We start from the raw sequence: 26,538 nt of genomic DNA, 5'->3' as shown, positions 1-26,538 counted from the left end.
GGAAGTTTTATCAATACAGAATGTGAAAGAAAGAAAAATTGGGCGATGACGGGCTCGAACCGCCGACCTAGTGCTTGTAAGGCACCCGCTCTCCCAGCTGAGCTAATCGCCCTTTCGTTTCAAAATTATGTATTTATACTAACATGATACATAAAAAAAGTCAAGCAATAAAGCGTATATTTTTTATTAATTATATAAATTTAAAAGCTTTCTATAAAAAAATACGATAAAAATACAATAACTTTTAAACAATATAAAAGGTTATAAATAAGAATTCTATCATATAATTTATAAAACACTAGTTTGTATAGTATTAATATAGTTTTTGTTAAATCCCCCCATTTTAGATTAAAAGCTTCATATTTTTTTATTGACTTTGACTAAATATACAAGCCAGCATTTCAAAAGCAAGCCCCAAAAAAAACGTAACTTAAATTTGCACTTTATGCACGCACGAAACATCTTTATAATGATAAAAATTAGAATTAATAATAAGTTTATATATAAGAATTGATTAAAAATATTTTAAATAAAAAAAGCACTTGGGTGGGTGTTAAAGCAACAATAAAAGTGAATAAAGAAAAATTATACAAAAATAACAGATGATGTTATAAACTTAAAAGGGTGGGGAGTGAGAATAAATTTAAAATTATACTCTGGTATTTATAAATTATTTTGTTGTTAATATTTTTTTATTTATTATTAAAAAAAGAATATGTTATATAACAAAATAATTATAAATCTCAATCATATAATGCTTATTTGATATATATTTTTCAAATAATATATTTATATACCTTAAAAAATATTTATACCAATTCAAGTCTTAAAAATAAACTATATGTTTGTATTTACTTTTTTTGATTAATCTTCATTATGGTTTTAAGTGTGAAATAAATATAAAAATAATAAACTATTATAAAACCTCATTGAAAATTATTTTTTATAAAAAATATTAAATACCAAAATTATCTAATCCATTACAAGTGTAATTTTTACATTTATGTATATTTATAATTAATTTAATTAAAAATTAAACAAATTAATTAATTATAGTATAATTATTTACTATTATCTAAAAAGTTTATCAAATATATATTGCTAAAATAAAAAAAAATGTTATTATATTATACTGTAAATATTATAATAAGTAGAATATTATTAAAAATTATGAATATAGAGTTTTTACTTTCAGCCAGATTTGATAATAGAAGGGTTATCCCTACCCAAGACAGATTATTCAAAGCTATAGTATCTTCTTTAAATGAAGTTAATATTAATCCTCTTGTTATGCTTTCAGAGTTCTCTATAATAGAAGACGGTAATACTCTTATATACTCATTTCACCCCTCTTCAGATCCTATATACTTTGAGTTTAAAACTGACACTTTGTTTATAACTATAAGTACTGGAACTTTCGGAGCAGGATACCATAGATTTATAGTAGGGGTTTTGGATAGAATAGCTAGAAGACTTGATATTGAGTTTAAAGAAAATGATGCTCATAAAGATCCGAGCGGGTATTTCAGAAATAGAAATTTTGAAGAGTTAAAAAAATTTTTTATAAACTCATTAGCAAACTATGCTCAAATGCTTATAACACATCATGATAATGGATTTAGTAATTTTATGATATCTATGCCTTATGATTATCCTTTAATAGAAAAAAGCTATTTTGCCCTTTCTGCTTTGGGATATTGGGGTAAAAATTGGTTTACTGACTTTGCAGATGCAAACGAAGAAGTAAGGCTCAGCATGTCTGAAGAGTTCTTCATTTGGAATAATGAAGAGATGAATGCTAAATTCTGGTTTAAAAGTTTTATAAGCCTGATATGGCTATATTATCCTTTCAGAGAGATAATTGATGATAAAGAAAGAACTATGTATAAAAAAATTATGTATTCTTTCCAAGAATCATACAAAAAAGATCCTTCCCTAAAATACCCTTGGGATATATTAATAGATATAGCTCATTATTTAGATGATGAAAACTTAGCAAGATTTATAGAAAGCAAAAAAAATACTCATCAGCCTTCTGCTGAAATAGGATTTAGATTAGAAAATGCAAGATATTCTATAGCAGCAGGCTTTACTATAAGCCTTCCTATGCGTATGAATATCTTTAAAAATAATAAAAATTTAATAGAGTTTAAAGATATCAATGTATACATAGCTATGCAGGTATACTCTTTTGCTAATGATGAAACTGATGTTATTATGGAATATGTATTAAAACAGATAGACATTGCAGGTGAAGATAAAGGTGAAGAACTGGATATAAAAGTAAAAAGCAGCAATATACAAAGCATAGTATATGAAAAAGAGCTTGAAGATGATGATTATATTATCACTGTTGCTGCAGCTGCTAAAAAATTGGCACTTCTTGCTTGGTTTACATATACTGGAAAAGAAAACAGAGATAAATGTATAGAAGCTATTAAATCTATCGAAGTAGAAAATTAATCTATTATTTATAAAAAAATTATGTAAAGTAATCATAATAACTGCCGATAATTAATTTGTAGTTATTTTAAGTAACTATTAATTTAAAGGTGGTATTTATGTTTAACTTATATGAAGAGCTTACAAAAATAGAGATACTTCTTTCCAAAGAGATAGAAGTTTATAAAATAATCTTAGAAGATGAAGAGAAAAAGGTTAATTCTATAATCAATACTAGACTGCAGGATATACATCTATACTGCGATCATCAGAATGAAAAAATGACTGAAGCTAATGAACTTAGAAAATTGAGAGAAAGCATTATTGATTTGATAGTACTAAACAAATTTCCTCATCTATCAGAAACAGCAACATTATCAGATATTATTAGAAGAATACCTCTTAATAAAACTGCTAGAATATCTGCATTACGCCTTGAATTGGTTACTTTAATGGCTAGATTAAAACATCTCAATAAACTAGCTCCGAAACTTTTTGATGAAGCTTTAGACTTGTTTGCTAATATGAAAGAAGTTCTAAATGAAAGCAAAAAAGTTGGATATAACAACAAGGGAAAAGAACATGTTGTTAATAGGAAATTATCAGTTTTAGTAAATAAGCAAGTTTAATATAGAATATTTATATCTTAATGAAACGTATGGCATTTTATGTTATACGTTTTTTTATTTTGACAAATTTAATAATTTTTAGTATATACTATCAGCATTTATTATAGAATATTCAACAGTTTTTCCTACAGCTTCTAAAGTTTTTTTATCTAATTTGTCTATTGTATCCTGCGAGGTATGATGAAATGTGTATCCCATATCTATAATATCGATAAAAGGTATTTTCTCGTTCAAAAATGGGGTGTGATCATCTATTATAGTGCCGTAATGTTCATCAAAAAAATAATTACTATATCCTAAATCATAAGCATACTGCCAAACTTTATTATATATTGTAGAATAATATGTATGAGCAAAACTTTCATATTTGAATTTTGCATTTTTGCTTCCAACCATATCCAGAAGAATTCCAAATTTTATTTTTTGTTTATCGATTATATTATCTCTTATTATAATTTCATTGACAAATGCAATACTTCCCTGTATCCAGTCGGTCTCTATAAGGGAATTACCTTCAACATCAAACAAATTTCCGTCATCTTCTAAGTCGAATAGTACAAAGCATACACTGTAAGGCAAATCATTATAATTTTTTAAAGCCTTCATAAGCTCTAATAATACCCCGCTGCTGCTTGCTCCGTCATTAGCCCCGCTTATAGGTTTATCCCTATTAAATGCCATTTTATCTTTTTCTGCCACAGAACGGCTGTCGAAATGGCTTGCTATGATTATATAGTTATCAGTTTTTCCTTTAAGGAATGCATATATATTTTCTCCGTTTCTTTCTTTAATATATGGTGCTTTAAAATTATGACTAAAAACTTCATAACCCATATTAGAAATTTCTTGTTTAAAAAACTCTCTTACTTTTTTATGAGCTTCGCTTCCGTAGTTTCTAGGTCCTAAATCAGTCTGTGCTTTTATATAATTGTATGCATTTTCTGAATCAAAATATAAATTATTATCAGTATTTGCCTTTGCACTGCTGCAGGAAGTAAGCATAAAAATGGTTATAATCATAGCTATTGTTATAGATTTCATATTTTTTCTTCCAAAAAATGGTATTTATGGTGTTAGATTTTAAAATAATAGTGTTAAAAAGTCAATGTTATTATATTAATAAGCAGTAAATTATATTTTCGTCATTTTTTTATAAAAAATTAGTCTTTACTTTTTTTTAAAAAGATATTATAATGACATCATATTATGAAGTTAATATTATACTGCTGTTTTGTAGGGGATGACTAAACAGCAAATAAAAGTATAATATTTTAAAGCTTTAGAAAAATAAAAATTACAAAAAATATTTTAAGCACTATTCATGGAGGGTAGTTATGATTATCAACAATAATATTTCTGCATTAAATGCAAACAGACAATTGAATTTAACAGGAAATTCAATGACTAAAACAATAGCACAGCTTTCTAGCGGTATGAGAATTAACACTGCCGGAGATGATGCTTCTGGATTAGCTGTATCTGAAAAAATGCGTTCACAATACCGTGGTTTACAACAAGCTACTAGAAATGCTCAAAACGGTATCTCTTTCATTCAAACAACTGAAGGTTATTTAAATGAAACTACTAACATTATGCAAAGAATGAGAGAATTAGCTATACAGTCTGCTAACGGTATTTATTCTGACAGCGACAGAGCTTTAATTCAAGTAGAAGTTAACCAATTAGTAGCTGAAGTTGATAGAATTGCTTCTCAAGCAGAATTCAACAAAATGAACATGTTAACAGGACGTTTCGCTGCTGATGCTCAAACTCCTATGACTTTCCACATTGGTGCTAATATGGATCAAAGAGTAGCTGTTAATATAGGTGCTATGACTGCAGCTAACTTACAAGTTGGCGGAGACACTCCTATTTCTATTTCTTCTGTAGAAACTGCTAACCAAGCTTTAGGAAGAATAGATGAAGGAATACAAATTGTAGTAGCTCAAAGAGCTGAATTAGGTGCTGTTCAAAACAGAATGGAATCTATGGTAAAAAGTTTAATGATAGCTACTGAAAACACTATCGCTTCTGAAAGTGTTATAAGAGATGCTGATATGGCTTCTGCTATGGTTGCTTATACTCGCGAGCAAATCTTACAGCAAACAGGTGCTGCTATGTTAGCTAATGCTAATATGAAAAACCAATCTATAATGAGAATTATCGGATAATTTTTCTTTAAGCGACTTATTACAAATGTAGATATAAAGCCCGTTGGTACACATGTACTAATGGGCTTTTTATTTGTAATCTTTTATTATTTTCTGGTACTAGTCTGCCGATGAAGTCCTGCTGTAGGCAGGTGTCGGCAAAAGAAGCGGGCGTTCGGAATGATGTGTGCTTTGTAGCAAAGACACAAAACAAAATATGATTTTATTTTTTATAAATTGTAATTGTTTAGGCATATATCAGATATTTTAGTCCATTTTATTTATGAAATAAAGAAATAAAAGAATTGAATATATAATTTATAAAAATGCTTGAAAATATTTAAAATTATGATATGATGAAAATGTGTATATATTTTAGGAGTTATTTATCTTAATTATGAAGAACAGAACAGAACAGAACAGAACAGAACAGAACAGAACAGAACAGAACAGAACAGACTAATACTTTAAACTTTCTATTTTCATTAAAAAAACATATCTATTTTTTCAAAACATCATATTACTATCATTTTCTTATATTAAAAAAATATATAAATAATCTGAAACCGATAAAATATTCAAAATTGTATATATTAGCTTCTATATATATTAATATCATAAAATATAAAAATTTTAATATTCTATTTATTCATAAAAAAACATATCAAATTTTTATAGCAAACAATTTTAACTTAGGAGATAAATAATGAACAAAATATTAATAATTATATCTTGTATATTAATCATGCTAACTGCATTTTCCTGCAGAAGAAATGTATTTAATCCCAACATACCGCCAAGAACAGAATTTATAGAAGACCCTATAGCTAATTTAAGCATACCATCTAAAGATGCAACAATTAAAGTTACACCTGTTGAAGCTTCAATAAATGGTTATGATAGTAAGAGTGGTCAATATGGAAAAATGGTTTATGGACACTTTGAGCATTATTTTGAATTCAAAGGACATTATTATCTTACAGCAGCATACCAGTATATTTATGGTTATACGAATGAAGTAATAATGATTGGTAATACAACTTTAATGAATTATCCAAATGGACATATATTAGAAATAGATGTTAACGATGGTTTCAAAATGAAAGAAGTTAAAGCTAATTTAGGCAGAACAGTACCTGAATATACAAGAATTGCTAAAATAGCAAACGGCAATGCATATCAAGATGACACATACATATATGTACAAGATTCAGCAGGAGCAAATTATTTTAAAACTTCCGACTTCAAAAGCTGGACTGATACATTAAGCACTACACCGCCTGCAGGTACTACGAAAAGAGAAGCAGTAACTATGAATAGAGTTCAAATTACTGCTAATAATGGCATAACTTATACTTACGTTTACACAGGAGGTGGACTTCAATTCAGTATAGAAAGACTTGATAATAGAATGAAGCAGCTAGCTCAAAGATTAGAAACCAAATTCACATTCAAAGAAGAAGATTTTAATAATCACCATATGTTTGATATAGGAATAAATATTTCAACCGGAACTACTGCCGATTATAGAATAAACCCTGTAGAATATATTGAAAATGATACAAATTATATATGGATAGGAAAACAATCTCCGCATCAAATATGGTTAATGCCTGTAAAAAAAGACGGTAAAGATTATTTAATTAGATTTGTAGAGCATTGTGCTGGCGGAGGTTATTATACTATAAAAATGTTGGAAACAAATATAAATACTTATAAAAAAGAAGCAGAAACTGCATTATCAAAAGCATTAGCTGCTGTTGCTTCAGACAAACCTCAAGCTGAAATAGAACAAGCCTGCTATGAATCTATAAAAGCTGATGCTAATTATAAAGCTAATCAATACTTCTATGATGTTGCAACCAAAATGGGTGGATTGCAAGGATTTTGGGTTGGATCTCCAGCTGTAACAGAAGCAGGATTCATTTCCCCTAATAAACCATTAACTCACTATGTGATAGAATTTATTGACATACAACAATAGTGTTATTTTAGACTTTATAATAAAATACTGAAATAATTATAAATTATCAAAAATATATTTTTTAATAATTTATTGGCTGTATTATGTGTACAAAGCCGCAAGTTAAAAAAATTATTTTTTATGGTTTAATCTTTAGTAGAGACAAATATGCCTGTATGCCTCGTATGCAGTTATTGCAGCTGTGTTTGATAAATTAATAGAACGTATATTATCACTCATAGGTATGTATATAGAGTTATCCAAATCATTTTCCCATAATGATTCTCTAAGTCCTGTTGATTCTCTGCCGAACAAAAGTATATCATTGTTGGAATAGTTAAACTCATCATATCTGTTTTTTCCGAATTTTGTTATTGGTATTATTCTTCTGTCATTATTATTGCAGTATTCTAAAAATGTATTTTCATTTTCATGCTTAATTAATACTAAATGCTCCCAATAATCAAGTCCGGCACGTCTTACTTCTTTTGAGCTTATTATAAATGACGGCTTTGAAACTATATGAAGTTCTATATTAAGTCCTACACATAATCTTCCTATATTTCCAGTATTTGCAGGTATTTCAGGTCTGTATAATGCTATAGCTATATTGAAATTATTTTTTATTACTCTGTTACCCATAATTTGTTTATTTATTTTTGTTTATTTATTTTATTATTGAAAAAATTATATTTATTTTAATATAGTTTATATTTTTTTCAATATGTTTTATTGATTGTTAATAAATTCGTTATTAGTATTGATTTTTTTTATTTATAAGTTAAAGTAATAATTACGGTTTTTTTAAAAATAAGGTAAGAGGAAAAAAGTGAATAAAATAGAGGAATATACGCAATCCACTTCTAAATATGAATTATACGCATTTCTTACAGAAAAGATAATTTCAGGAGAGATAAAAAACTTTTCAGAAATTTTTACTTATGCTAAAAATATTAATTTTGAAAAAGTTCATGACCATAAAACAATATTAAGGGCTTTATTTGATATAATACGTAAAATTAATTGGGGATTTTTTAATAATCTTGATAAAGAATCCTATCCCAAATTATGGTCTCAGTTTGTTATTGAAAATCCGAAATATAGTTTTGCAGGCGATTTGAAATTAAGTTTATCAATAGCTGATGTTTATATAGCAATGCTTGATATACATGGTTATACAAAGTTCTGCGAAGAGAATAAAAATAATTTATCCAAACTTCATGCCTTAGATGATCTTATGCAAAACAAAGTAAGTGAGGTTACAAAGTTTTATAATGTTATATCGCATAGAAAGCAGGGTGATGAAATTATTATGGTATGTCCAACTGCTACTGATGCTTTAAGTGCTACTATAGCAATTATAGGAGTATTAAGCAAGAAGAGATTATTGAAAGAATATCCTAGCATTGATACATCAGGTCTTCCAGAGTTTAAGATAAGTGCCGGAATATCAGGCGGCAACACTAATAGTTCATTAATAATTACAGAAGACGGGGATTTATCAGGGTTTTTAATTAACAATGCAGCAAGAATGCAGGCAAGAGCCAATACTTTAGCACCTAAAGAAAATAAAGTAATAGTAACTAAAAATTTACAGTTCAACTTCTTAAAAGAAAACAGCAAAGTTAAAAGTGAAATATTTGAAAAAAATATTATATCTTTTTATGATAATGGTATGATATCATTTAAAGGTACAGAGATACCAATAGTAGAAGCTATATTTAATCCAGATGAAAAATATAAAGAATCATTTTTCAATGAGATGGAAGAGCTTATCAAAAGCGTGAAGGGTAATTTGTGGAAACAGAGAATGTTTACTGCTGTTTTGGACCTTATATCAAAAGTTGCAAAATCAATGCCTCCTTTCCAAATAGATGAACATGTTAATGAATATATATCAAGCTATACAAATAATACTATATGTGATTTATGTGATAAAGCTAATGGAGCATATGTAGTTAAAGAAAATTATAAAGAGGCTATAGATACTTTTGCTTTAATAATAAGATTACTAAAAACTATACCGAATTTTGATAAAATGGTTTTGGAATATGCCGAAAGTATTTGTGCAGGATACGAAAAAGTTTTGCCTATATACGATGTTGTTATAAAGAAAGATATAGAAGCTAATATATCTGAAATATTTCCAGCTAATCATATACCTATATTTCAGAATGTTCAGAAGGCAAATGAAACTTATAATAAACTTATGAATTATGCTATGAGCAGCAAAACTTTAAAAAGAAGAAAATCCATTTGGTATGGAATATTAGAAAAAGAACTGCCGAATTTAGTAATAAGTATGTATTCTGGAAAGAAATAAATAAAAATAATTTATAAATATCTATGTAAAAAATTATTTGTTTTTACTTGCATAAAAAATTATATATGATACACTATAAAACTAATAAACTGTTTTTTATTTTTTTAAGGAGTATAATTTTATGAGTTTGAAAAACTTAAAAAAACTATTATTAATATTAACAGCATTACCTATAATAGCCTGCTCTCAAAATCAAGGAAGCGGAAGCAGCAGTTCTTCTTCATCTGATTCTATATCTTATTTAAAAGGCGGAGAAGGCGATTGGGTATTAAAAATAGATGACTTCACTGTAAACCAAACTAATTTCAATAAAGATTTAGAAGCAGCTTTGGTACTTCAAGGAGCTACAGCAGATCAAATAGCTCTATATGCTAATGATGCAGCTACTAAGCAAATGTATGCAGACCAATTAATAAATACTGTTTTATTATTCAAAAAAGCTGAGGAAGAAAAATTCTTTGAAACTCAGGAAGCTAAAGATTTTATAAACCTTTCAGTAAGAAATGTTAAGTTTCAGTATTATTTAACTAAACTTATTTCTGATGCCGCTAAAAATATACCAGACCCAACTCCTGAACAGGCTCAGGCTTTCTTTGAACAGGCTAAACAACAATTAACTCAAATGTATGGTATAACAGCATATAATACAGAAACAGCTCCTTTAGTTGCTCAATTATATAAAAATGCTTATGCAGAACAATTAGTTCAAAGAGATATACAGGATTTAAAAGATAAAGCAGTGATAGAAAGAAATACAGCTGTTTTGGGTGAAGCAAGCATACTTCCTCCTCAAATAGGAGATCCTAATGCAACAAATACAGCTATAATGCCTCAAAGTAATGATTTATTGCCAAGAACAAATAATTAAAATCTAATATAAATGGGAAAGGAAAATAATGTCTCAAAAAAATGAGAATAATGAAAAAAATTTAAATCAGGAAAGCTCACAAGCTGATAATAAGCCTAAAGTTATAATAAAAAAAGCTAATAATAATAGCAGTAATAATGATGACAGTCAGGCAACTGCAGCTGTGAAGAAAGTTAAAAAAGTTATAGTTAAAAAGAAAATTATAATACATAATAAATCTGATAAACAGGAAGTTCAAAAACAGGATAATAATTCTGAAAATGCTGCTAAAAACTTTAACAGCAGAGATAATAGGGATAATAGAGAAAACAAAAATAAGAATTATTCTCATGGCAGCAGAGAACATAAAGATTTTAATAATAACAGAGAAGCTAAAGATAATAAATTACAGCAAATTACTCCGCCTGCAGATGATGTATCTTCTTTCAAGAAAGATAATAAAAAAGATAATAAGAAAAGAGATTACGAGAAAAAAGATAAAGAATACGATAAAAAATCTTCTCAGAAAGATTCTAAAGCAGAAGCAGCTCAAAGACAGGAAAATAAAATCTTTAATAAAATGCAGGCTAAAAAACGTCAGCAGGAACAAAGACTTGCCAGTGTTGAAAAAGAAATCAGCATAATGGAAACAATTACTGTAGGCGATTTAGCTAAAAAGATGAATTTAAGAGCCTCCGACATCATATCCAAACTTATGGGTATGGGTACTATGGCTAGAGTTAATGATATAATAGATTCAGACACTGCTACAATTATAGCTGATGATTTCGGCTGTAAAGTTAATGTTGTATCTTTACAGGAAGAGGCTACTATTGAAGTAAAAGCGGATAAAGAAGAAGATTTAAAACCTCGTCCTCCAGTAGTAACAATTATGGGGCATGTTGACCATGGTAAAACCTCTCTTCTTGATGCTATAAGACATAGTAATATTACTTCAAAAGAAAGCGGCGGAATTACTCAGAATATCGGTGCTTATAAAGTAAAAATACCTAGCGGCGAAATAGCTTTTATCGATACTCCGGGACACGCAGCATTTACTATGATGAGAGCAAGGGGAGCTAAAAGTACAGATATAGTAATACTTGTTGTTGCTTCTGATGACGGAGTTATGCCGCAGACAATAGAGGCCTTAAATCATGCTAAAGAAGCTAATGTACCTATAATAGTTGCCGTTAATAAAATGGATCTGCCTAATGCTTCTATGGATAAAGTTAAAGCTTCATTGTCAGAATACGGACTTACTCCGGAAGAATGGGGCGGAGATACCCAGTATATAGGTGTTAGTGCTTTAACTAAACAGGGTATCAATGAATTATTAGAAGCTATTATACTTCAGGCTGAAATGCTTGAATTAAAGGCTAATCCTAATAGAGAAGCCATAGGTATAGTTTTAGAAGCCTCGCTTGACCAAGGAAGAGGACCGGTTGGTACTGTGCTTGTGCAAAATGGTACTCTAAAAATCGGAGACTATTTTGTATGCGGGCTTTCTGTTGGTAAAGTTAGGGCTATGGTTAATGATTTGGGGCAGAGAGTTACAAAGGCTTTGCCTTCTACTCCTGTTGAGGTTTTAGGATTTGAAAAAACTCCTGAAGCTGGAGAAGCATTTAATGTTATGCTTGATGAAAAAGAGGCTAAAGCTATAGCTGATAAAAGAGTTCAGTTAAAACAGCAGGAGGCTTTGAAAGCTAATGTTAAAGTTACTTTAGAAAACCTTTATGAAAAAATAGCTTCTGATGCTATGAAAGAGTTTAAGGTTATAATAAAAGCTGATGTTCAGGGAAGTGCTGAGGCTTTGAGAGATGCTCTTAATAAAATACAAAGTGATAAAATACGTTTTGTTTCTATATACAGTGCATCTGGGGCTGTTACTGAAAGCGATGTAAACTTAGCTCATGCTTCTAATGCAATTATTATTGCTTATAGAGTACGTCCTTCTGCTAAAGCTAGAGAGCTTGCTGAAAAATTAGGAATACCTATAGAAAGATATGATATTATTTATGAGGCAATAGAAGCTATTCAAAATGCTATGAAAGGTTCTCTTGAAAGAATTAAAAAAGAAGTTGATATTGGTACTGTTGAAGTGAGAGATGTATTCCATGTTCCTAAAGTTGGTACTATTGCTGGTTGTTATGTAACTAGTGGTAAAATAGAGAGAAATGCTAGCGTAAGAGTTATGCGTGATAATGTACTTATATACACAAGTAAGATTTCTAGTTTGAGACGTGTAAAAGACGATGTTAAAGAAGTTGCCACTGGTTATGAATGTGGTGCTTCTATAGAAAACTTTAACGATATCAAAAAAGGTGATATACTTGAAATATTCAAAATTGAAGAGATAGCACAGGATTTATAATATATTTTTTGTGTTTTAATAATTATATAAGCAATGAATTTCATATAAATTCATTGCTTTTTTATTCATTTTCTATAAAAATTATATTTTATAGAAGTTTGATATTTATTATTTTTTTGTTATTTAAACTATTTTTTATAAATAAAAAAATTATTCTTGTAAATAAAAAAAATATTGGTATACTAATAGCTATCTTATTTATCAATAAAAAAATAATCTAAAAAATTAAGGGAATTATTTATGAGTATTTCTTATGCAGACAGCGGAGTTAATAGAGAAGAAGGCTACAAAGCTGTTTCTCTTATGAAAGAAGTAGTTGCCAAAACTATGCATTCAAATGTACTTAATACTATAGGAAGTTTTGGTGCTATGTATGAGCTTGGCAAATATAATAATCCGGTATTAGTTTCTGGTACTGACGGAGTAGGAACAAAACTTGAAATAGCATTTTCTATGAAAAAGTATGATACAGTAGGTATAGATGCTGTTGCTATGTGTGTTAATGATGTACTTTGTCATGGGGCAAAGCCTATTTTCTTTTTGGATTATTTAGCCTGCGGTAAATTAAACGGAGAAACTGCTAGTTTAATAGTAAAAGGTATTGCTGACGGCTGTTATGAGGCGGGTGCTGCTTTGATAGGCGGAGAGACTGCTGAAATGCCGGGTTTTTATAAAGAGGGTGATTATGATATTGCTGGTTTCTGTGTAGGGGTTGTGGAAAAAGATAAAATTATAGACGGAGCTAATGTTGCTGAAGATGATGCTGTTATAGGTATTTCTTCTTCTGGTTTTCACAGCAATGGATTTTCTCTTATAAGAAAACTTGTACGCGATTATAATGCTGTATTTGAAGGTGAAAAAATAGGCGAGACTCTTTTAGTTCCCACTAAAATATATGTAAAAAAAGTTCTTCCTCTATTAGAAAAATATAATATAAAAGGAATGGCTCATATTACAGGAGGCGGATTAATAGAAAATGTTCCGCGTGCTATTGCTAAAGGGTATAAAGCTGTTATTAAAAAAGACAGTTTTCAAACTCCTAATATATTCAATTATATAAGGTATCTTGGAAATATTAAAGAAGAAGAGATGTACAATACTTTTAATATGGGTATAGGCTTCGTTATAATAGCTTCCAAAGATGATAAAGATAATATTATAAGAGATTTGAAAGATATGAATGAAGAGGCTTATGATATTGGTTATATTACAAAAAATGAAGATAAGGGTAAGAGTGGAATATGCTTAGAATAGCTGTTTTGATTTCTGGAGGCGGAAGTAATTTACTTTCTCTAATAGAGATGCAAGATAAAGATGATTATCAAATTGATATTGTTATAGCTGATAGACAATGCAAGGGTATTAGTATAGCTAAAAGATTTGGTATATCTTCTGTTATTATAGATAAAAAAATGCATAAAAATGATTTGTTTAATACTATAGACAAACATCTTAATAACATAGATTTAGTAGTGTTAGCAGGATTTTTATCAATAGTAGATACTAATTTTATAAAAAAATGGAAAGGAAAAATTATTAATATACACCCATCTCTTCTTCCAAAATACGGAGGAAAGGGAATGTACGGAATTCATGTACATGAGGCAGTTATTGCAAATAAAGAAAAAGAGTCTGGCTGTACTGTGCATTATGTAACTGAAGTAATAGACGGAGGAGATATAATAATGCAGGCTAGAGTAGCTGTAAAAGAAGATGATACTCCTGAAACTTTACAAAAAAGAGTGCTTTTAGAAGAACATAGAATACTGCCTGAAACTGTAAAGCAATTAGCTAAAACTATTTAACTTGTTTATTTGCCCATATAATAAATATAAGCTGACATTATTGATATTTCTTCGCTTCCTTCATCTGTATTTTCTTCATCGCTGTAGCTGAAATAACTTGATAGAGGAGTATAGTCTTCATCGCTTATATTATAGTCTATAACTGTTTTCATTGAAGAAGAGTTATTTGCTATTATAGCAGAATTATCGTCAGACTGCTGTTTATATAGGCTATTAACACCTGCAAATATTAATAAAGCAGCTGCCAGAGATCCTATAGAAGCTATTACTTTATTTTTATTAAATATTTTCTTTTTATGTACTATTATAAGTTTTTTACCGCATAGTATAGATGACATAGAATCAAGTTCTTCTTTAAACTTCTGACATGATTTACAAGAAGACAGATGTTTTTCCATCTCAAATATTTCATTGCTGTCTAAATCATTGTCTTTATATCTGCTTATAAGCATTTCATAATATTCATGATTATTTTTCATAAAGTTACCCCCATCTTTTGCATAATAGATAAAAGTTTTTTTCTAGCTCTGAATATTCTGGTTCTTACCGTATTAACAGGCAGATCCAGTGTTTCAGATATTTCATTATAAGAATAATTTTCATATTCTGCCATCATAAGCGGTATACGAAAATCATCTTCCAACTTTGATAATGCCTCTGCTAATATAATCTTATTAATACTATTATCATTATCAGATTCCTGCACTTCTGAGTTTCTATATTCTTTTATCCTGTATTTTTTCTCTCTTTCTCTTTTTCTTATATGATCTACTGCCCTATTAAAAGATACTCTGTAAAGCCAAGTATATATTTTACTTCTGCCTTCAAAACTTTCTCTTTTTATATAAAAACTTACAAAAACGTCCTGCACGATTTCTTCTGCTTCTTCGCTGTTTGAAATGATAGAATAAACCAAATTAAACAGCGGTTTTTTATACATTTCTACAAGCTCTTTGTAAGCTTCTTCATTACCTGCTTTAAAAGCTTCTATATTATCTTCATACGCCATAATACCAGCACCGCTCATACCTTATAAACCTATATTACTGCATCTTTTTATTTAATAAAGCCTTTTGGCTTGGAGTAAGCACATCTATTATGTCTAAATCTCTTACTATTCTTAAATAATCTCTCAAAGCTTCCTGCTCTTTTTTGCTTTTTATTAGCTCTTTTAATATGTTTCTGTCAGTATTTTCTTTCATTAACTCCATTCTAATGTCATTATTTATTCTTTCTATCTCAAGTCTGATAGGTTCATCTTCTGTGATAAATTTTATTGCTATATCATACATTATCTCAGCTTGTTCATCTGTAAGTGTTATACCTATTTTTCTAAAATACTGCAAAGGATCATTGCCTAATCTCTTATCAAATTCAGCTCCTCTCCTATGTCTTGGTCCATGAGGTCCCGGTCCTTTCGGTCCTGGCTGAGCAAAAATAGATAAAGATAATACAAATATCAAAGACAATGCCAAAAATATTTTTTTCATAAACTCTCCTTATCTGTATACATATTATTATTATATATCATCTATTATCTTTAATTAGTTAGACGATATAAACTTGTTAAAAGTTCCCTTATTTTTTAAAAATTATATAGTATTTTATTCTTTTTATATCATCATTAGAAAATAATTCTAATATATCCAAATCGCATGACATTATAATATAGTCAAAATCTGCCTCTTTTGTCTTTTTTTCAAATAATAATTTCTTTATTATGTTTAAATTAACGTCAGTTTTTTTGTATTCATTATTAAGTTTTGACTCTATATCTTTTATTTCTAATAGTAATTGTTTTATATAAGGCATATATTTTTTTACTATCAAATTTATATTTTTTTTCTGTTCCTGATTTATTTCAACTCCTGCATCATGAAGAACTTTTAATGAATTATCGCTTATATTGAAAGTATCATCGGCATATAAACTGCTGAATATTAATAAAATAATAAGTATTAATTTTTTCATACATAAAATCCTTCTATTTAATTTTTTTAGACGAATAAAAAAAGATAAAAGTTCCTATTAAATAACTTTATTTTTAATCTTTAAAAAACTAATTTTTTGTACTATAATAATTATAAATATAAAATATTTGGATATAAAATGTATAAAATAATTTCTTTAGATGAAAAATCAAAAAAAATTAAAATCATTGACAGTGAAAACATTAAAAATGATATGTTTTATTTGATAAGATACATAAAGTCTAAAATTAATGCTGAAATGAAAGAAACTGAAAACGGATATTTATTATTTAATGATAATAAAAAATATCTTTTTTATATAGATGATGCTGTATATATAGAAATATTAGAACATGATGACAAAGTTGCATTTACTAATTTTAAGTATATGGAAGCAGAGTTTCAGGCATATATTGAAGAGATTAATTTTATTAACTTAAAAGAAAATATAAAAAATATAAATAATGCTATAAAAGATAATATGTGGCTTGATTTTATGATTGCTGGTTATGATAAAGATTTGCATATTGTTGCTAGTAATGATTTAAGCTGTTATCATAGCATAGAAATAATTTTTAAAAATGCATCTTTTGTAGAGTGTTCAAAATATTTTAGTGCATGTCCTAATGAGTATGATGTATTTTATGCTTCTGATGATTTTAATGATATTAAAAATTATAAAAATATTGTAGATGAAAAGTCTTCTCTTATAGTAAAGATTAAGGCTGATGATATGAGAGGATATTTTTATATTGTATGCGAAGGCATAGAGTTTATAAATGAAGAGGTAAGATATGATTATGATTTTACCTCGCTTTATTCATCAGATAAAGATAATATCATAAAAAAATACGGATTAAAAAAAGAAGATGGAGGATGGTATCAGGAGAAAGAAAACTCGCATAAAACTTTAATATTTACTGATAAATTTTTAAATAGAAACGATACTATAGGAATACTCTTTAGAATATATAAATTATGCTTTGCTAAGGTAAAATATTTTAGAGCTTATCCATTTAAATTTGAGCCTTATAAATATGATTATAAAAAAGGATTTATACAAACTGAACTTTGGGATGCAGAATTTTTCAAGCATGTTGATTCTGGGTATATGCTTGATTTGAGATATCTGCAGTCTATAACTGTTTATGAAGATTTTGTGAAGCTATGCAAAGAATTAGAATCTTTTGAGAAATGATTGAGTAGTATATAGAAAAATGGATTTATTTTTTCAATTAATGTTAGGAGCTTTTCTCGGAGCTGCTGCTGGTTATTATACTAATACGATAGCATTAAAAAAGTTATTTTCTAATAATGGAATAATAGCAAGAGAAAAAGACAGATTTATTGATGAAATAAGTATTATGATTTCTAAAAAGATTATTAATTATGATTCTATATATAAAGAAATAATAAAAGATAAGTTTCAAAACAATATAAAAGAGTTTTTTAAGAAAATAAAAAATCAATTAATATCAAAAACAGATATAAAAATAAAAAATGTAGCAGGGTTTAATGAGTCTAAAGAAAATATAATAAATTGGATAAAAACAGATGCTAATGAAAATATACTAACAATATTAAATGAATTATCTAAAAATATAAAACTAGAGCAGATTATAGATGAAAGTCAATTCAAACATATTATAAAAAGTATTACAGAGTCTTTCATATCTTATGAGAAGAATAATCATTTTATATTAAATGCAGCAAATAAAATATATAAAAATAATAATGAAAAATATAAAGATATATTAAAAGAAATATCTGATAATATTATTAATAACTTGTCAAATAATAATAAAAAAATAGAGAGTTTATTAATATCTTTAATTAATAATTTAAATATAGAAAATCTTTTTTATGATTTTTTCTTTTCCCTATCGGATAAAAAAATAAAGGAATTATTTTCTATAAATGACATTTTAGAGATAAAAGATATTATCAAAGAATTATCAAATAAAAAAGAATTTGAAAATATAGTTGATTATGTAATAGATAAACTCTATATGAAATTAAAAAATACTGATAAAACAATATATGAACTTTTAAATCATAATATATCAGATAGAATTAAAGATATAGTATCAGATATACTTCCCAAATTAATAGATATAATAATTCCTATAATAAATGAAAATAAATCAAAATTAGAATGCATTATAGAAAAGGCTGTTGATGAAGAAATAGAAAATATAGACGGAGTTTTTTGGCAGTTTATAGTAAAAGCTATTAGAAAAGTTTTTTTAAATGATATAGCTTCAAAATATAAGATAGTTAATAAAATTATAGAATATACTCAAAAGTATAAAGATAATAATGAGAAATTAGTTGAGGCAGTGTGTGATGATATAATAAATTATCTTAATAATACAAAAATATCTAAAATATTAAAAAGTATTGAGGTTAATGAGGATACTTTAAAAAATGTTTTAAGAGATATTGTGATATTCAATATCAAAGAGTTTCCTAATTCTTTGATAGAAAAGTTTTTGAATATGAAGATAAGTTTATTAGCTGATTCTTATATGATAAAAGAATTATATAGTTTTGTTGAAAAAGAGATTATTAAATATGCTGTTTCAAATTTTGATAAGGTTTCAGCATTTGTATATAAAAAAATAGATTCTATAAATGAAGAAACATTAAATAAGTTTTTTTATAGTTTTGATATTAGTGTTATCATTAAAGAAAATAAATCAAGTATAGAAAATTATTTATATAATGTATACTTAAAATATAAAGAAAAAACTATTAATGATTTATTTAATAATTCTATTTATGAAGAGATAATTAATTTATTTGAAACAATTATAGATAAATATTCTGATTATAATATAAATGAAATAATTATAAAAAAAGAAAAACAAATAGATAATTTTTTTAATAATAATGCCTATAGTTCAATAATAAAGTTTATAAATAAAGAGAAGGATTTTATTTCATCAGTAATAGATTCTATTGTAATAAAAACAATAAAAAACAATATGGGCAAATTAAATAAAGATGAAATAGCAAAAATGGCCAATGATTTTATGGGTAAGGAATTAGAGCCTATAAATATATTAGGTGCTTTTTTGGGATTTGTATTTGGACTATTAACAGCGTATTTATTTCCAGTCAATTCATTTAATCCTTCTTTAGGATATTTAAATTATATAGCAGAGCCTTTGGTATACACTTTTATAGGATTTATAACGAATGTTCTTGCTATTTATTCTATATTCAAGCCTTATGAGCCTTTATTCGGCATAAAGAAAAAAGTTTTTTGGGGGGCTGTTGCATGTGAGAAAAGCAGATTTGCATCTTCAATGTCTGATTTTGTTAATGATAGGCTTATGGAAAAAGAAGGTATTATTAGTATTTTAGAAAATAAAAAAGATATAGAAGATAATTTGATAAAAGATAATTATAAAAAGTTTTTTAATTATATGCTTGAAGATGAGAAAATAAATAAATTAAATATATTTTCATATTTAAAAGAAAGTATTAACACTATTATAATTAATAATATTGATTTTATAAAGACTGGTATTATTAAACTAATTATCAAAAATAATTATATATATAATATTATAAAAAATAATAAAGAAGTATTAATAAATTATATAAATGATAATATATTTTCAGTATTAAAACTATTACTTTCTAATATTAATATTATAAACTTAAAAGACTTTATAAAAAATATAATAATAGATAATATAAAAGATTTAAGTAAATTTAAAAATATAATAGTTTTAAATGCCACAAAAGCTATTAATTCAAATTCTGTAAGGGATAGAATATTTTATATTGCTGCATATTTTATTGATAATGAGATATCAAAAAACAGCAGCAAAAAAATAAAGGAGATGTTTGGCGGAGAAATTGTAAACCTTGTTAGGTCTAACAGTGAGTTTATATTTTCTATGATGAGTAAAAAATTAAATGAAACATTATTAGAAAATAGGTATGAGATAAGAGAGACCATTATAAAAGATATTCCTTTGAAAAATGATTTGGTTATAGATTTGACAGACAGAATAATATTAAATTTAATTAATAAAAAGATTCCTATTTTTATTGATGATATGAAATATGATATTATGAATATAAGTTTTAATTTTTTAGATGAAAATATTTTATCAAAAAATGTTTCTTATTTTATAGGACAAAATAGTAATGAAAAACTTTATGAAGAAAATAGTTTAAGAAAATATTTAAATGACACTATAAATAATAATGAGTATTTGATATTAAATGTTTTTGATAAATTATTTGATTTTTCTGTTAAGAATATAGATTATAAATTAATAGAAAAGTATACTCAATCATTTTTAGAAAATACGGATATTTATTTTTATGAACTCATTAGAAAATTATGCATTAGTATTTATAATAACAGATATAAAGTTACAGAAGATATTAAAAATTATATAGAAAGCTCATTATATCCTACTACTATAAAAGAATGTTTGAATATAGAAAAATATTTTGATGATATATTAAAAGATATTTTTAAATACTCAGATATAGAGCGTCTTTTACTTTATGATAATTTAATTGATTTAAATAATTTTATAATATCAATTTATAATATTCTTGATAATTTAGATAAAAATGAATATATAAACTCAAGCATATCTGAAGAGATAAAAAAGATAATTTCAAAACTTAGAAATGATATACCTTTTATTATAGATGATAAATTAAAATATTATTTTCTTAATTTGATTATTAATTGTGCTGAAGATGATATTAATTTAATTATAGATGCAATAGATTTTTCAGCTATTACAAAAGAAGAGATAGATAAGATGAATGCCAAAAATATACATGATGTATTTAATTCTTTTGCAAAGAAGTATTTAACTAGACTTAAATTATACGGTATGTTTGGAGGTTTTGTAGGAGTTTTTCTCGTTATAATAAAGTATATAGGAACTTTTAATACAGAGGCTTTTAATATTCTTAATATTATTCTTATAATAATAACTATAATTTTATCTATATCTATGATTATTAGCATATTAAAGAATATTTCAGATTGATTTTTATGTTTTGACTATTTATTTGTTGTGATAATATGTAAAATTAGTTTTGAAACAAGTATGAAAAATTGATAAATATAATTGTTTAGGTTATAATTATTTATTACACACTGTATATAGATACAAATTTAGGCATATAAAACATATGTTTAAAACTTTTTTTTGTTTTATTCGTCTAAAGATTAGATAAAATAAAAAAAAATAGATTGTATGCTATATATTAAATATTAGGGGTGAAAAGCGAATGAGAAATTTTATAGAATTGGTAGTAAAAAGACCCGTAGCGGTTTTTATGTGTATGATAGCAGTATTAATATTAGGCTTTGTAAGTTTAAGTAAATTAGCAGTAGATTTTTTACCAGATATGGAGCTTCCTTATATAACTGTAAGAACAGAATATGAGAATGCAGGACCTGAAGAGGTGGAGAAATCTGTAACTAGGATTGTAGAAAATGCAGTGGCTACAGTAAGCGATATTAATACAATAACTTCTACTTCACAAGAGGGGGAGTCAAGCGTATTTATAGAGTTTAACTGGGGCACGGATTTAGCTGTTGCTACTGCAGATATAAGAGAAGCAATAGACGGAGTAAAAAATTCGCTTCCAGATGATGCCGACAGCCCTACAGTATTTAAATTCTCTACCGATATGATGCCAGTTATGGAAATAGCATTCTTTGGAACGGATAATTTGGGAGCATTGTATACTTTAATAGATAATCAGATATTAAATAAAATAGAGCAGGCTTCAGGAGTAGCAAGGGCAGAGATTAGAGGCGGACTTCAAACTGAGATGAAAGTAGACTTGGTTTTAAATAGACTTCATGCCTACGGAATAGATATTAATACAATAGTCTCTCTTCTTTCAAGTGAGAATCAAAACCTATCAGGAGGAGAAACTTATGAGGGGGTTTATAAATATACTTTAAGAACTATGGGAGAGTTTACCACAGTAGAAGATATAGAAAATACTGTTGTAGCATTAAAAACAAATGATACACCCATAAAATTAAAAGATATAGGCAGAGTTTATCAGGGATACAGTGATGATTCTGAGATAGTAAAGATTAACGGTATGCCTGCAATATCCGTATCTGTCAATAAAGAGTCTGGAGGAAATACTGTTAATGTATCTAAAGCAGTTCAAAAACAGCTTGCAAATCTTACTCTTCCAGAGGGCGTAGAATATGAGATACTTTTTAATAATGCAGACAATGTAAATGAATCTATAAACGGAGTTCTTGATACTGCTTGGCAGGGCGGATTATTTGCCGTTATTATATTAATGCTTTATCTATGGAATATAAAAACAGTTTCTATAATAGCGATTTCTATACCTATATCAATAATAATCACATTTACATTAATGTATTTTATGGGTATTACTTTAAATATTATTTCATTATCAGGACTTGTTTTGGGTATAGGTATGATGGTTGATAACTCAATAGTAGTTTTAGAAAATATATTTTATTATAGAAATAATGGATATGGAAAATATTCTTCAGCTATAAACGGTACTTCTTCTGTGGCACTTGCAATATCAGCTTCCACTCTTACAACTATAGCGGTATTTTTGCCTTTTCTTTTTGTTGAAGGACAGACTGGACAATTATTTAGAGATTTATGTATTACAGTTACAGTTTCTATGATAGGTTCATTATTTGTAGCTCTTACAATAGTTCCTATGCTTGGAGCTAGACTTGTAACGAATAAAAAAACTAAGTTCTTAATACCTATAGAAAATTTTGTTAATAAAAACTTTCATAATAGAGTTAATAATTTATATTCCAGCGTGCTTCATTATTCTATAAAAAATAAAAAGAAAGTATTAATTTCTTCATTGTCTGTTGTATTTGTAATAATAGCATTAGGTTTAACTTTTATAGGTAAGGAGGGATTTCCTACTTCAGATGAAGGTCAGTTTAAGATAGATGTAGAAATGCCGGTTGGTACAAAATCAGAGCAGACACAATCATTTGTTACTAGAATGGAAAGCGATATACAAAATCTCATAGGAGAAGATTTTGACAGAATGCAGTCAAGAGTACAATCAGGTTCTGATGAAAATAAAGCAGAAATAAGAGTACAGTTAAGAGATAAAAGCGAGGGAAGAAAAAAATCGGTTGATGAATATATAGAGTTTACAAGAAATGCTTTGGTTTCTTATCCTGCACAGATTAATATAGCAGCTATAACAAGTTCAGCAATAAATAGCGGAGGAAGAGACGGAGGAACAGGCGGAAATGAAATAGAGATAGAACTTGTAGGCGATGATTTGGATAAAGCTACAGAAATAGCCAATAATATAATAGCTGCAATATCGGATATAGAAGGTATAAGAGAACCAAGACTTACCAGAGATGATTCCAATCCGGAACTTAAAATATATGTTAATAGAGAAATAGCTGCCAAAATGGGTATCAATGTAAACACTATAGCAAATATTGTTAAAACAAGTTTTGCAGGTACTACTGCTACAACTATGACTCCAGCCAATTCTGATGTTACAGATATAGATGTTAATGTTCAGTTGGGCGAGCCAGACAGATTAAATATAGACGATATATCAAGACTTATGATACCTACTACAAGCGGTATAGTTCCTATATCTTCTATAGCTACTGTTGAAAAAAGTTACGGACCTACAGAAATAGAGAGAAAAGACAGCACTAGAATAACTACCATAAAAGCCTCTGGATATAACAGAGCTTTAAGTGAAATAATGACAGATGTGCAGGAAAAAATAAAACAGGAAGTATTTATTCCTTCAGGATTTAATATTAATTATACAGGCGATTTTGAAGATATGAATGATGCTTTCTTACAGCTTCTTCAGGCTTTGATATTGGCACTTGTATTAGTTTATGCTATAATGGCTAGTCAGTTTGAATCTTTCATAGCACCTTTTGTTATAGCACTTGCAATTCCTTTTGGCTTTGCAGGTTCTTTAATAGCACTTTTTATAGGACGTCAAACTTTAAGTGTATACAGCGGCATAGGATTTATTGTACTAATAGGTATTGTAGTAAATAATGGTATTGTGCTTATAGACTATATGAATCAGCTTATGCATGAAAAAAATATAAGCGGAGATGAAGCTGCATTGGAGTCTGGACCTAGGCGTTTAAGACCAGTACTTATGACAACGCTCACTACTATATTAGGACTTTTACCTATGGCATTATCAGGCGGAAGCGGAAACGAAATGTATCAGCCTTTATCTTTGGCTATACTTGGAGGGCTTTTATTATCAACAGCATTTACCCTTGTTATAGTGCCTACAGTTTATGCTGCTATAAGAAATAAAATACCTCTTAAAGACTATGAGCAGAAAGATTTGGAAAGCAGAGATGATTTTTCAAATTATGATACTATAAATGCAACTGGTAAGTGATTTATAATTTTAAAGGCTTTGCTGTTATTAAAAAAATAATAGTAAAGCCTATTTTTTAATTAATAGAGTTTAATCTAATTAATAAATAAAATTAGTAATAAATTTTTTTTCTGTTTTATAAATTTAAAAATTTTTAGTATATACCTAAATAAATACAGTTTATTAAAATTAATTTTTTAAATTTAAAATATTTGCATGGTTTTCCCTTACGAAGTACACAGAGTGAATACTCTGTGTACTACGCAGCACTCCTGTTCTTTTATGAAATCTGTCCGCCTGTGGTGAAAGAACTGCATTTAACGAAGTCCGCAGAGCGTGTGCGGTAAAAAAGACTAGGGTCTTGAAGGTTTAGAATTAATAAAAGTTTAGTAGCTTATTCTTACTTCATGCAATTTAATTTATTAGTAATTAATAATTTTAATATTTTACTCTCTAACTACAAAATATAAAACTTATATAAACATTAATTATATTTAGAATTTTATTTATATATTTTCAAACGCTTCAAATCCTTATCATTAGAGGGAAATAATTTTTCTAAAATAGTATGAAACAATACTAATAATCAAAACGCTTCAATTCCTTGTATTTGAGGAGTAAGTATTTATATAAATTAGTATTAAATCTTCTATACTCGATAAACTTTTATACGCGAGAATATAGCATAAAATTGTAAAAAAATCGAATATTATACTTGCTATTTGTTTAAAATAATATATAGTGTAATAAATTTATATATAAATTTAAATTCGTATTTAAATTTAATAATACATTTAAAAATATTTAAATTAAAATAGAAATAAATGTCTTTAATGATATTTATATATAAAAAACTAATTAAAAGGAGTTTTACTATGAGTAAAAAAATTTCAACAATCTTTCTAACCCTATTTTTAGTAGGAGTGTTATCAGTAAGCTGTTCTAATAAGGACAAAACAGCACCAGATACAAGTACACCAAAAACTATAGATCCAAAATATTCTGGTATATGGTCGTCATCAAATAACCCTGATGCTGTAGAAATAGATATAAACGGTAATATATATGAATACAATAGCACTCGTGGAAATAAAGGTGAAGTATTAGAGGCTAATGATCCTAGTTATAAAGTAAAAATTTATGGTAGAGAGTTTACAATAACATTTTCATCAGATGCAAAGAATGCAACTGTAAATATTGATGGACAAGAGATTACATATACTAAAACTTCACAAGGCATAGAACAGTATAGCGGTAATACTTATGTATCTACACAAACTTTTGACCTATCTAATATTGAGATTTTTGGTGAAAAATATAAAAATGCATATGTATGGGTATCAGTGAATAACGACATGATTGCAGTGTTTCCAAACGACAACAATACAACAGCTCCAAATTTTAGTGGAAATTATATGAGCGGTATAACTGGTTATGGTACTGATTATAATATTTCTAGTTCATATAATGGTCAACCAAATGCAATTAAAGGTACTTTAAAATTTTCTGATAATTCTGTAACAGTTAGATTTACAGAAAATCCAGGAGCTCCTGCAGAATTCTTAAATAAAGATATAGTTTGCAATAAAAAACAACAATAATCAATCATATTTTTAGTTAAAGGCT

The 26,538-nt window shown here is 27.3% G+C and carries 19 protein-coding genes and 1 tRNA gene; 13 read left to right on the top strand and 7 right to left on the bottom strand.

Annotation, left to right across the window (positions count from 1 at the left end; all coding sequences use genetic code 11):
- Window positions 1-39 precede the first annotated feature (39 nt).
- Window positions 40-112, bottom strand: a tRNA-Val gene (locus tag BMUR_RS05265).
- A 1,058-nt stretch (window positions 113-1,170) separates the two neighbouring features.
- Here BMUR_RS05265 and BMUR_RS05260 point away from each other — a divergent pair.
- Both BMUR_RS05260 and flgN read left to right on the top strand, forming a co-directional pair.
- Window positions 1,171-2,463 carry a hypothetical protein gene (locus BMUR_RS05260; protein WP_041750068.1) on the top strand — a complete coding sequence of 431 codons (1,293 nt, stop codon included), beginning with the start codon at window positions 1,171-1,173 and terminating at the stop codon, window positions 2,461-2,463.
- A gap of 98 nt (window positions 2,464-2,561) precedes the next feature.
- Window positions 2,562-3,071, top strand: a complete 510-nt coding sequence (flgN, locus tag BMUR_RS05255) for a flagellar export chaperone FlgN (RefSeq protein ID WP_013113563.1) — start codon at window positions 2,562-2,564, stop codon at window positions 3,069-3,071.
- A gap of 78 nt (window positions 3,072-3,149) precedes the next feature.
- Here flgN and BMUR_RS05250 read toward each other — a convergent pair whose 3' ends face one another.
- Window positions 3,150-4,112: a M28 family peptidase gene (locus BMUR_RS05250; protein ID WP_013113562.1), complete on the bottom strand. Its 963-nt coding sequence runs from the start codon at window positions 4,110-4,112 to the stop codon at window positions 3,150-3,152.
- 293 nt (window positions 4,113-4,405) lie between these two features.
- On the opposite strand from BMUR_RS05250, the gene BMUR_RS05245 reads away from it, so the two are divergent.
- Entirely contained in the window at window positions 4,406-5,242 is an 837-nt protein-coding gene (locus BMUR_RS05245) for a flagellin N-terminal helical domain-containing protein (protein ID WP_013113561.1), read from the top strand.
- A gap of 685 nt (window positions 5,243-5,927) precedes the next feature.
- A complete protein-coding gene (locus BMUR_RS05240; RefSeq protein ID WP_013113560.1) occupies window positions 5,928-7,205 on the top strand; it encodes a hypothetical protein in 1,278 nt (425 codons plus the stop codon).
- A 132-nt stretch (window positions 7,206-7,337) separates the two neighbouring features.
- Here BMUR_RS05240 and BMUR_RS05235 read toward each other — a convergent pair whose 3' ends face one another.
- Window positions 7,338-7,826 (bottom strand): tRNA (cytidine(34)-2'-O)-methyltransferase, encoded by a 489-nt coding sequence (locus BMUR_RS05235; RefSeq protein WP_013113559.1) that lies wholly within the window; start codon window positions 7,824-7,826, stop codon window positions 7,338-7,340.
- Between the two features lie 187 nt (window positions 7,827-8,013).
- On the opposite strand from BMUR_RS05235, the gene BMUR_RS05230 reads away from it, so the two are divergent.
- The 5 genes from BMUR_RS05230 to purN all read left to right on the top strand — a co-directional run bounded on the left by BMUR_RS05230 (window position 8,014) and on the right by purN (window position 14,533).
- On the top strand, window positions 8,014-9,507 hold the full coding sequence (locus BMUR_RS05230) for a hypothetical protein (protein WP_013113558.1): 1,494 nt from the start codon (window positions 8,014-8,016) through the stop codon (window positions 9,505-9,507).
- Window positions 9,508-9,628: 121 nt separating this feature from the next.
- Window positions 9,629-10,375, top strand: coding sequence for a hypothetical protein (locus BMUR_RS05225; protein WP_013113557.1), 747 nt, complete (start codon window positions 9,629-9,631; stop codon window positions 10,373-10,375).
- Window positions 10,376-10,403: 28 nt separating this feature from the next.
- Complete coding sequence (gene infB, locus BMUR_RS05220) at window positions 10,404-12,728, top strand: translation initiation factor IF-2 (RefSeq protein ID WP_013113556.1); 2,325 nt, start codon at window positions 10,404-10,406, stop codon at window positions 12,726-12,728.
- A 240-nt stretch (window positions 12,729-12,968) separates the two neighbouring features.
- Window positions 12,969-13,982 (top strand): phosphoribosylformylglycinamidine cyclo-ligase, encoded by a 1,014-nt coding sequence (gene purM / locus BMUR_RS05215; protein WP_013113555.1) that lies wholly within the window; start codon window positions 12,969-12,971, stop codon window positions 13,980-13,982.
- Window positions 13,970-14,533 (top strand): phosphoribosylglycinamide formyltransferase, encoded by a 564-nt coding sequence (gene purN, locus BMUR_RS05210; RefSeq protein ID WP_013113554.1) that lies wholly within the window; start codon window positions 13,970-13,972, stop codon window positions 14,531-14,533. The genes purM and purN overlap by 13 nt, the downstream gene beginning before the upstream one ends.
- Before the next feature lie 5 nt (window positions 14,534-14,538).
- Here the strand turns inward: purN and BMUR_RS05205 are convergent, their stop codons facing one another.
- The 4 genes from BMUR_RS05205 to BMUR_RS05190 form a co-directional block, all read right to left on the bottom strand.
- A complete protein-coding gene (locus BMUR_RS05205; RefSeq protein ID WP_013113553.1) occupies window positions 14,539-15,012 on the bottom strand; it encodes a zf-HC2 domain-containing protein in 474 nt (157 codons plus the stop codon).
- Window positions 15,009-15,560: an RNA polymerase sigma factor gene (locus BMUR_RS05200; RefSeq protein WP_013113552.1), complete on the bottom strand. Its 552-nt coding sequence runs from the start codon at window positions 15,558-15,560 to the stop codon at window positions 15,009-15,011. Before BMUR_RS05200 ends, BMUR_RS05205 begins: the two co-directional genes overlap by 4 nt.
- A 16-nt stretch (window positions 15,561-15,576) precedes the next feature.
- Window positions 15,577-16,023 carry a Spy/CpxP family protein refolding chaperone gene (locus BMUR_RS05195; RefSeq protein WP_013113551.1) on the bottom strand — a complete coding sequence of 149 codons (447 nt, stop codon included), beginning with the start codon at window positions 16,021-16,023 and terminating at the stop codon, window positions 15,577-15,579.
- An 88-nt stretch (window positions 16,024-16,111) separates the two neighbouring features.
- Window positions 16,112-16,504, bottom strand: coding sequence for a hypothetical protein (locus BMUR_RS05190; RefSeq protein WP_013113550.1), 393 nt, complete (start codon window positions 16,502-16,504; stop codon window positions 16,112-16,114).
- Window positions 16,505-16,642: 138 nt separating this feature from the next.
- Between BMUR_RS05190 and BMUR_RS05185 the strand changes: the two genes are divergently transcribed.
- The 4 genes from BMUR_RS05185 to BMUR_RS05170 all read left to right on the top strand — a co-directional run bounded on the left by BMUR_RS05185 (window position 16,643) and on the right by BMUR_RS05170 (window position 26,513).
- The gene (locus BMUR_RS05185; RefSeq protein WP_013113549.1) at window positions 16,643-17,701 is read left to right on the top strand and encodes a hypothetical protein; all 1,059 of its coding nucleotides are present in this window, start codon (window positions 16,643-16,645) and stop codon (window positions 17,699-17,701) included.
- Window positions 17,702-17,720: 19 nt separating this feature from the next.
- Window positions 17,721-21,536, top strand: a complete 3,816-nt coding sequence (locus tag BMUR_RS05180; protein WP_013113548.1) for a transcriptional regulator — start codon at window positions 17,721-17,723, stop codon at window positions 21,534-21,536.
- A gap of 244 nt (window positions 21,537-21,780) precedes the next feature.
- A complete protein-coding gene (locus BMUR_RS05175; protein ID WP_013113547.1) occupies window positions 21,781-24,933 on the top strand; it encodes an efflux RND transporter permease subunit in 3,153 nt (1,050 codons plus the stop codon).
- Window positions 24,934-25,787: 854 nt separating this feature from the next.
- The gene (locus BMUR_RS05170) at window positions 25,788-26,513 is read left to right on the top strand and encodes a hypothetical protein (protein ID WP_013113546.1); all 726 of its coding nucleotides are present in this window, start codon (window positions 25,788-25,790) and stop codon (window positions 26,511-26,513) included.
- Window positions 26,514-26,538 lie beyond the last annotated feature (25 nt).

Source organism: Brachyspira murdochii DSM 12563, assembly GCF_000092845.1.
In the GTDB taxonomy this organism is placed as follows: domain Bacteria; phylum Spirochaetota; class Brachyspiria; order Brachyspirales; family Brachyspiraceae; genus Brachyspira; species Brachyspira murdochii.
This window is presented reverse-complemented; position numbering and strand designations above follow the sequence as displayed.

Coding starts and splice junctions, on each gene's coding strand:
- BMUR_RS05185 (WP_013113549.1), top strand. CDS start 16,643: ATGTATAAAATAATTTCTTTAGATGAAAAATCAAAAAAAATTAAAATC.
- BMUR_RS05200 (WP_013113552.1), bottom strand. CDS start 15,560: ATGAGCGGTGCTGGTATTATGGCGTATGAAGATAATATAGAAGCTTTT.
- purM (WP_013113555.1), top strand. CDS start 12,969: ATGAGTATTTCTTATGCAGACAGCGGAGTTAATAGAGAAGAAGGCTAC.
- BMUR_RS05205 (WP_013113553.1), bottom strand. CDS start 15,012: ATGAAAAATAATCATGAATATTATGAAATGCTTATAAGCAGATATAAA.
- infB (WP_013113556.1), top strand. CDS start 10,404: ATGTCTCAAAAAAATGAGAATAATGAAAAAAATTTAAATCAGGAAAGC.
- flgN (WP_013113563.1), top strand. CDS start 2,562: ATGTTTAACTTATATGAAGAGCTTACAAAAATAGAGATACTTCTTTCC.
- BMUR_RS05170 (WP_013113546.1), top strand. CDS start 25,788: ATGAGTAAAAAAATTTCAACAATCTTTCTAACCCTATTTTTAGTAGGA.
- purN (WP_013113554.1), top strand. CDS start 13,970: ATGCTTAGAATAGCTGTTTTGATTTCTGGAGGCGGAAGTAATTTACTT.
- BMUR_RS05175 (WP_013113547.1), top strand. CDS start 21,781: ATGAGAAATTTTATAGAATTGGTAGTAAAAAGACCCGTAGCGGTTTTT.
- BMUR_RS05195 (WP_013113551.1), bottom strand. CDS start 16,023: ATGAAAAAAATATTTTTGGCATTGTCTTTGATATTTGTATTATCTTTA.
- BMUR_RS05250 (WP_013113562.1), bottom strand. CDS start 4,112: ATGAAATCTATAACAATAGCTATGATTATAACCATTTTTATGCTTACT.
- BMUR_RS05190 (WP_013113550.1), bottom strand. CDS start 16,504: ATGAAAAAATTAATACTTATTATTTTATTAATATTCAGCAGTTTATAT.
- BMUR_RS05240 (WP_013113560.1), top strand. CDS start 5,928: ATGAACAAAATATTAATAATTATATCTTGTATATTAATCATGCTAACT.
- BMUR_RS05245 (WP_013113561.1), top strand. CDS start 4,406: ATGATTATCAACAATAATATTTCTGCATTAAATGCAAACAGACAATTG.
- BMUR_RS05235 (WP_013113559.1), bottom strand. CDS start 7,826: ATGGGTAACAGAGTAATAAAAAATAATTTCAATATAGCTATAGCATTA.
- BMUR_RS05225 (WP_013113557.1), top strand. CDS start 9,629: ATGAGTTTGAAAAACTTAAAAAAACTATTATTAATATTAACAGCATTA.
- BMUR_RS05180 (WP_013113548.1), top strand. CDS start 17,721: ATGGATTTATTTTTTCAATTAATGTTAGGAGCTTTTCTCGGAGCTGCT.
- BMUR_RS05260 (WP_041750068.1), top strand. CDS start 1,171: ATGAATATAGAGTTTTTACTTTCAGCCAGATTTGATAATAGAAGGGTT.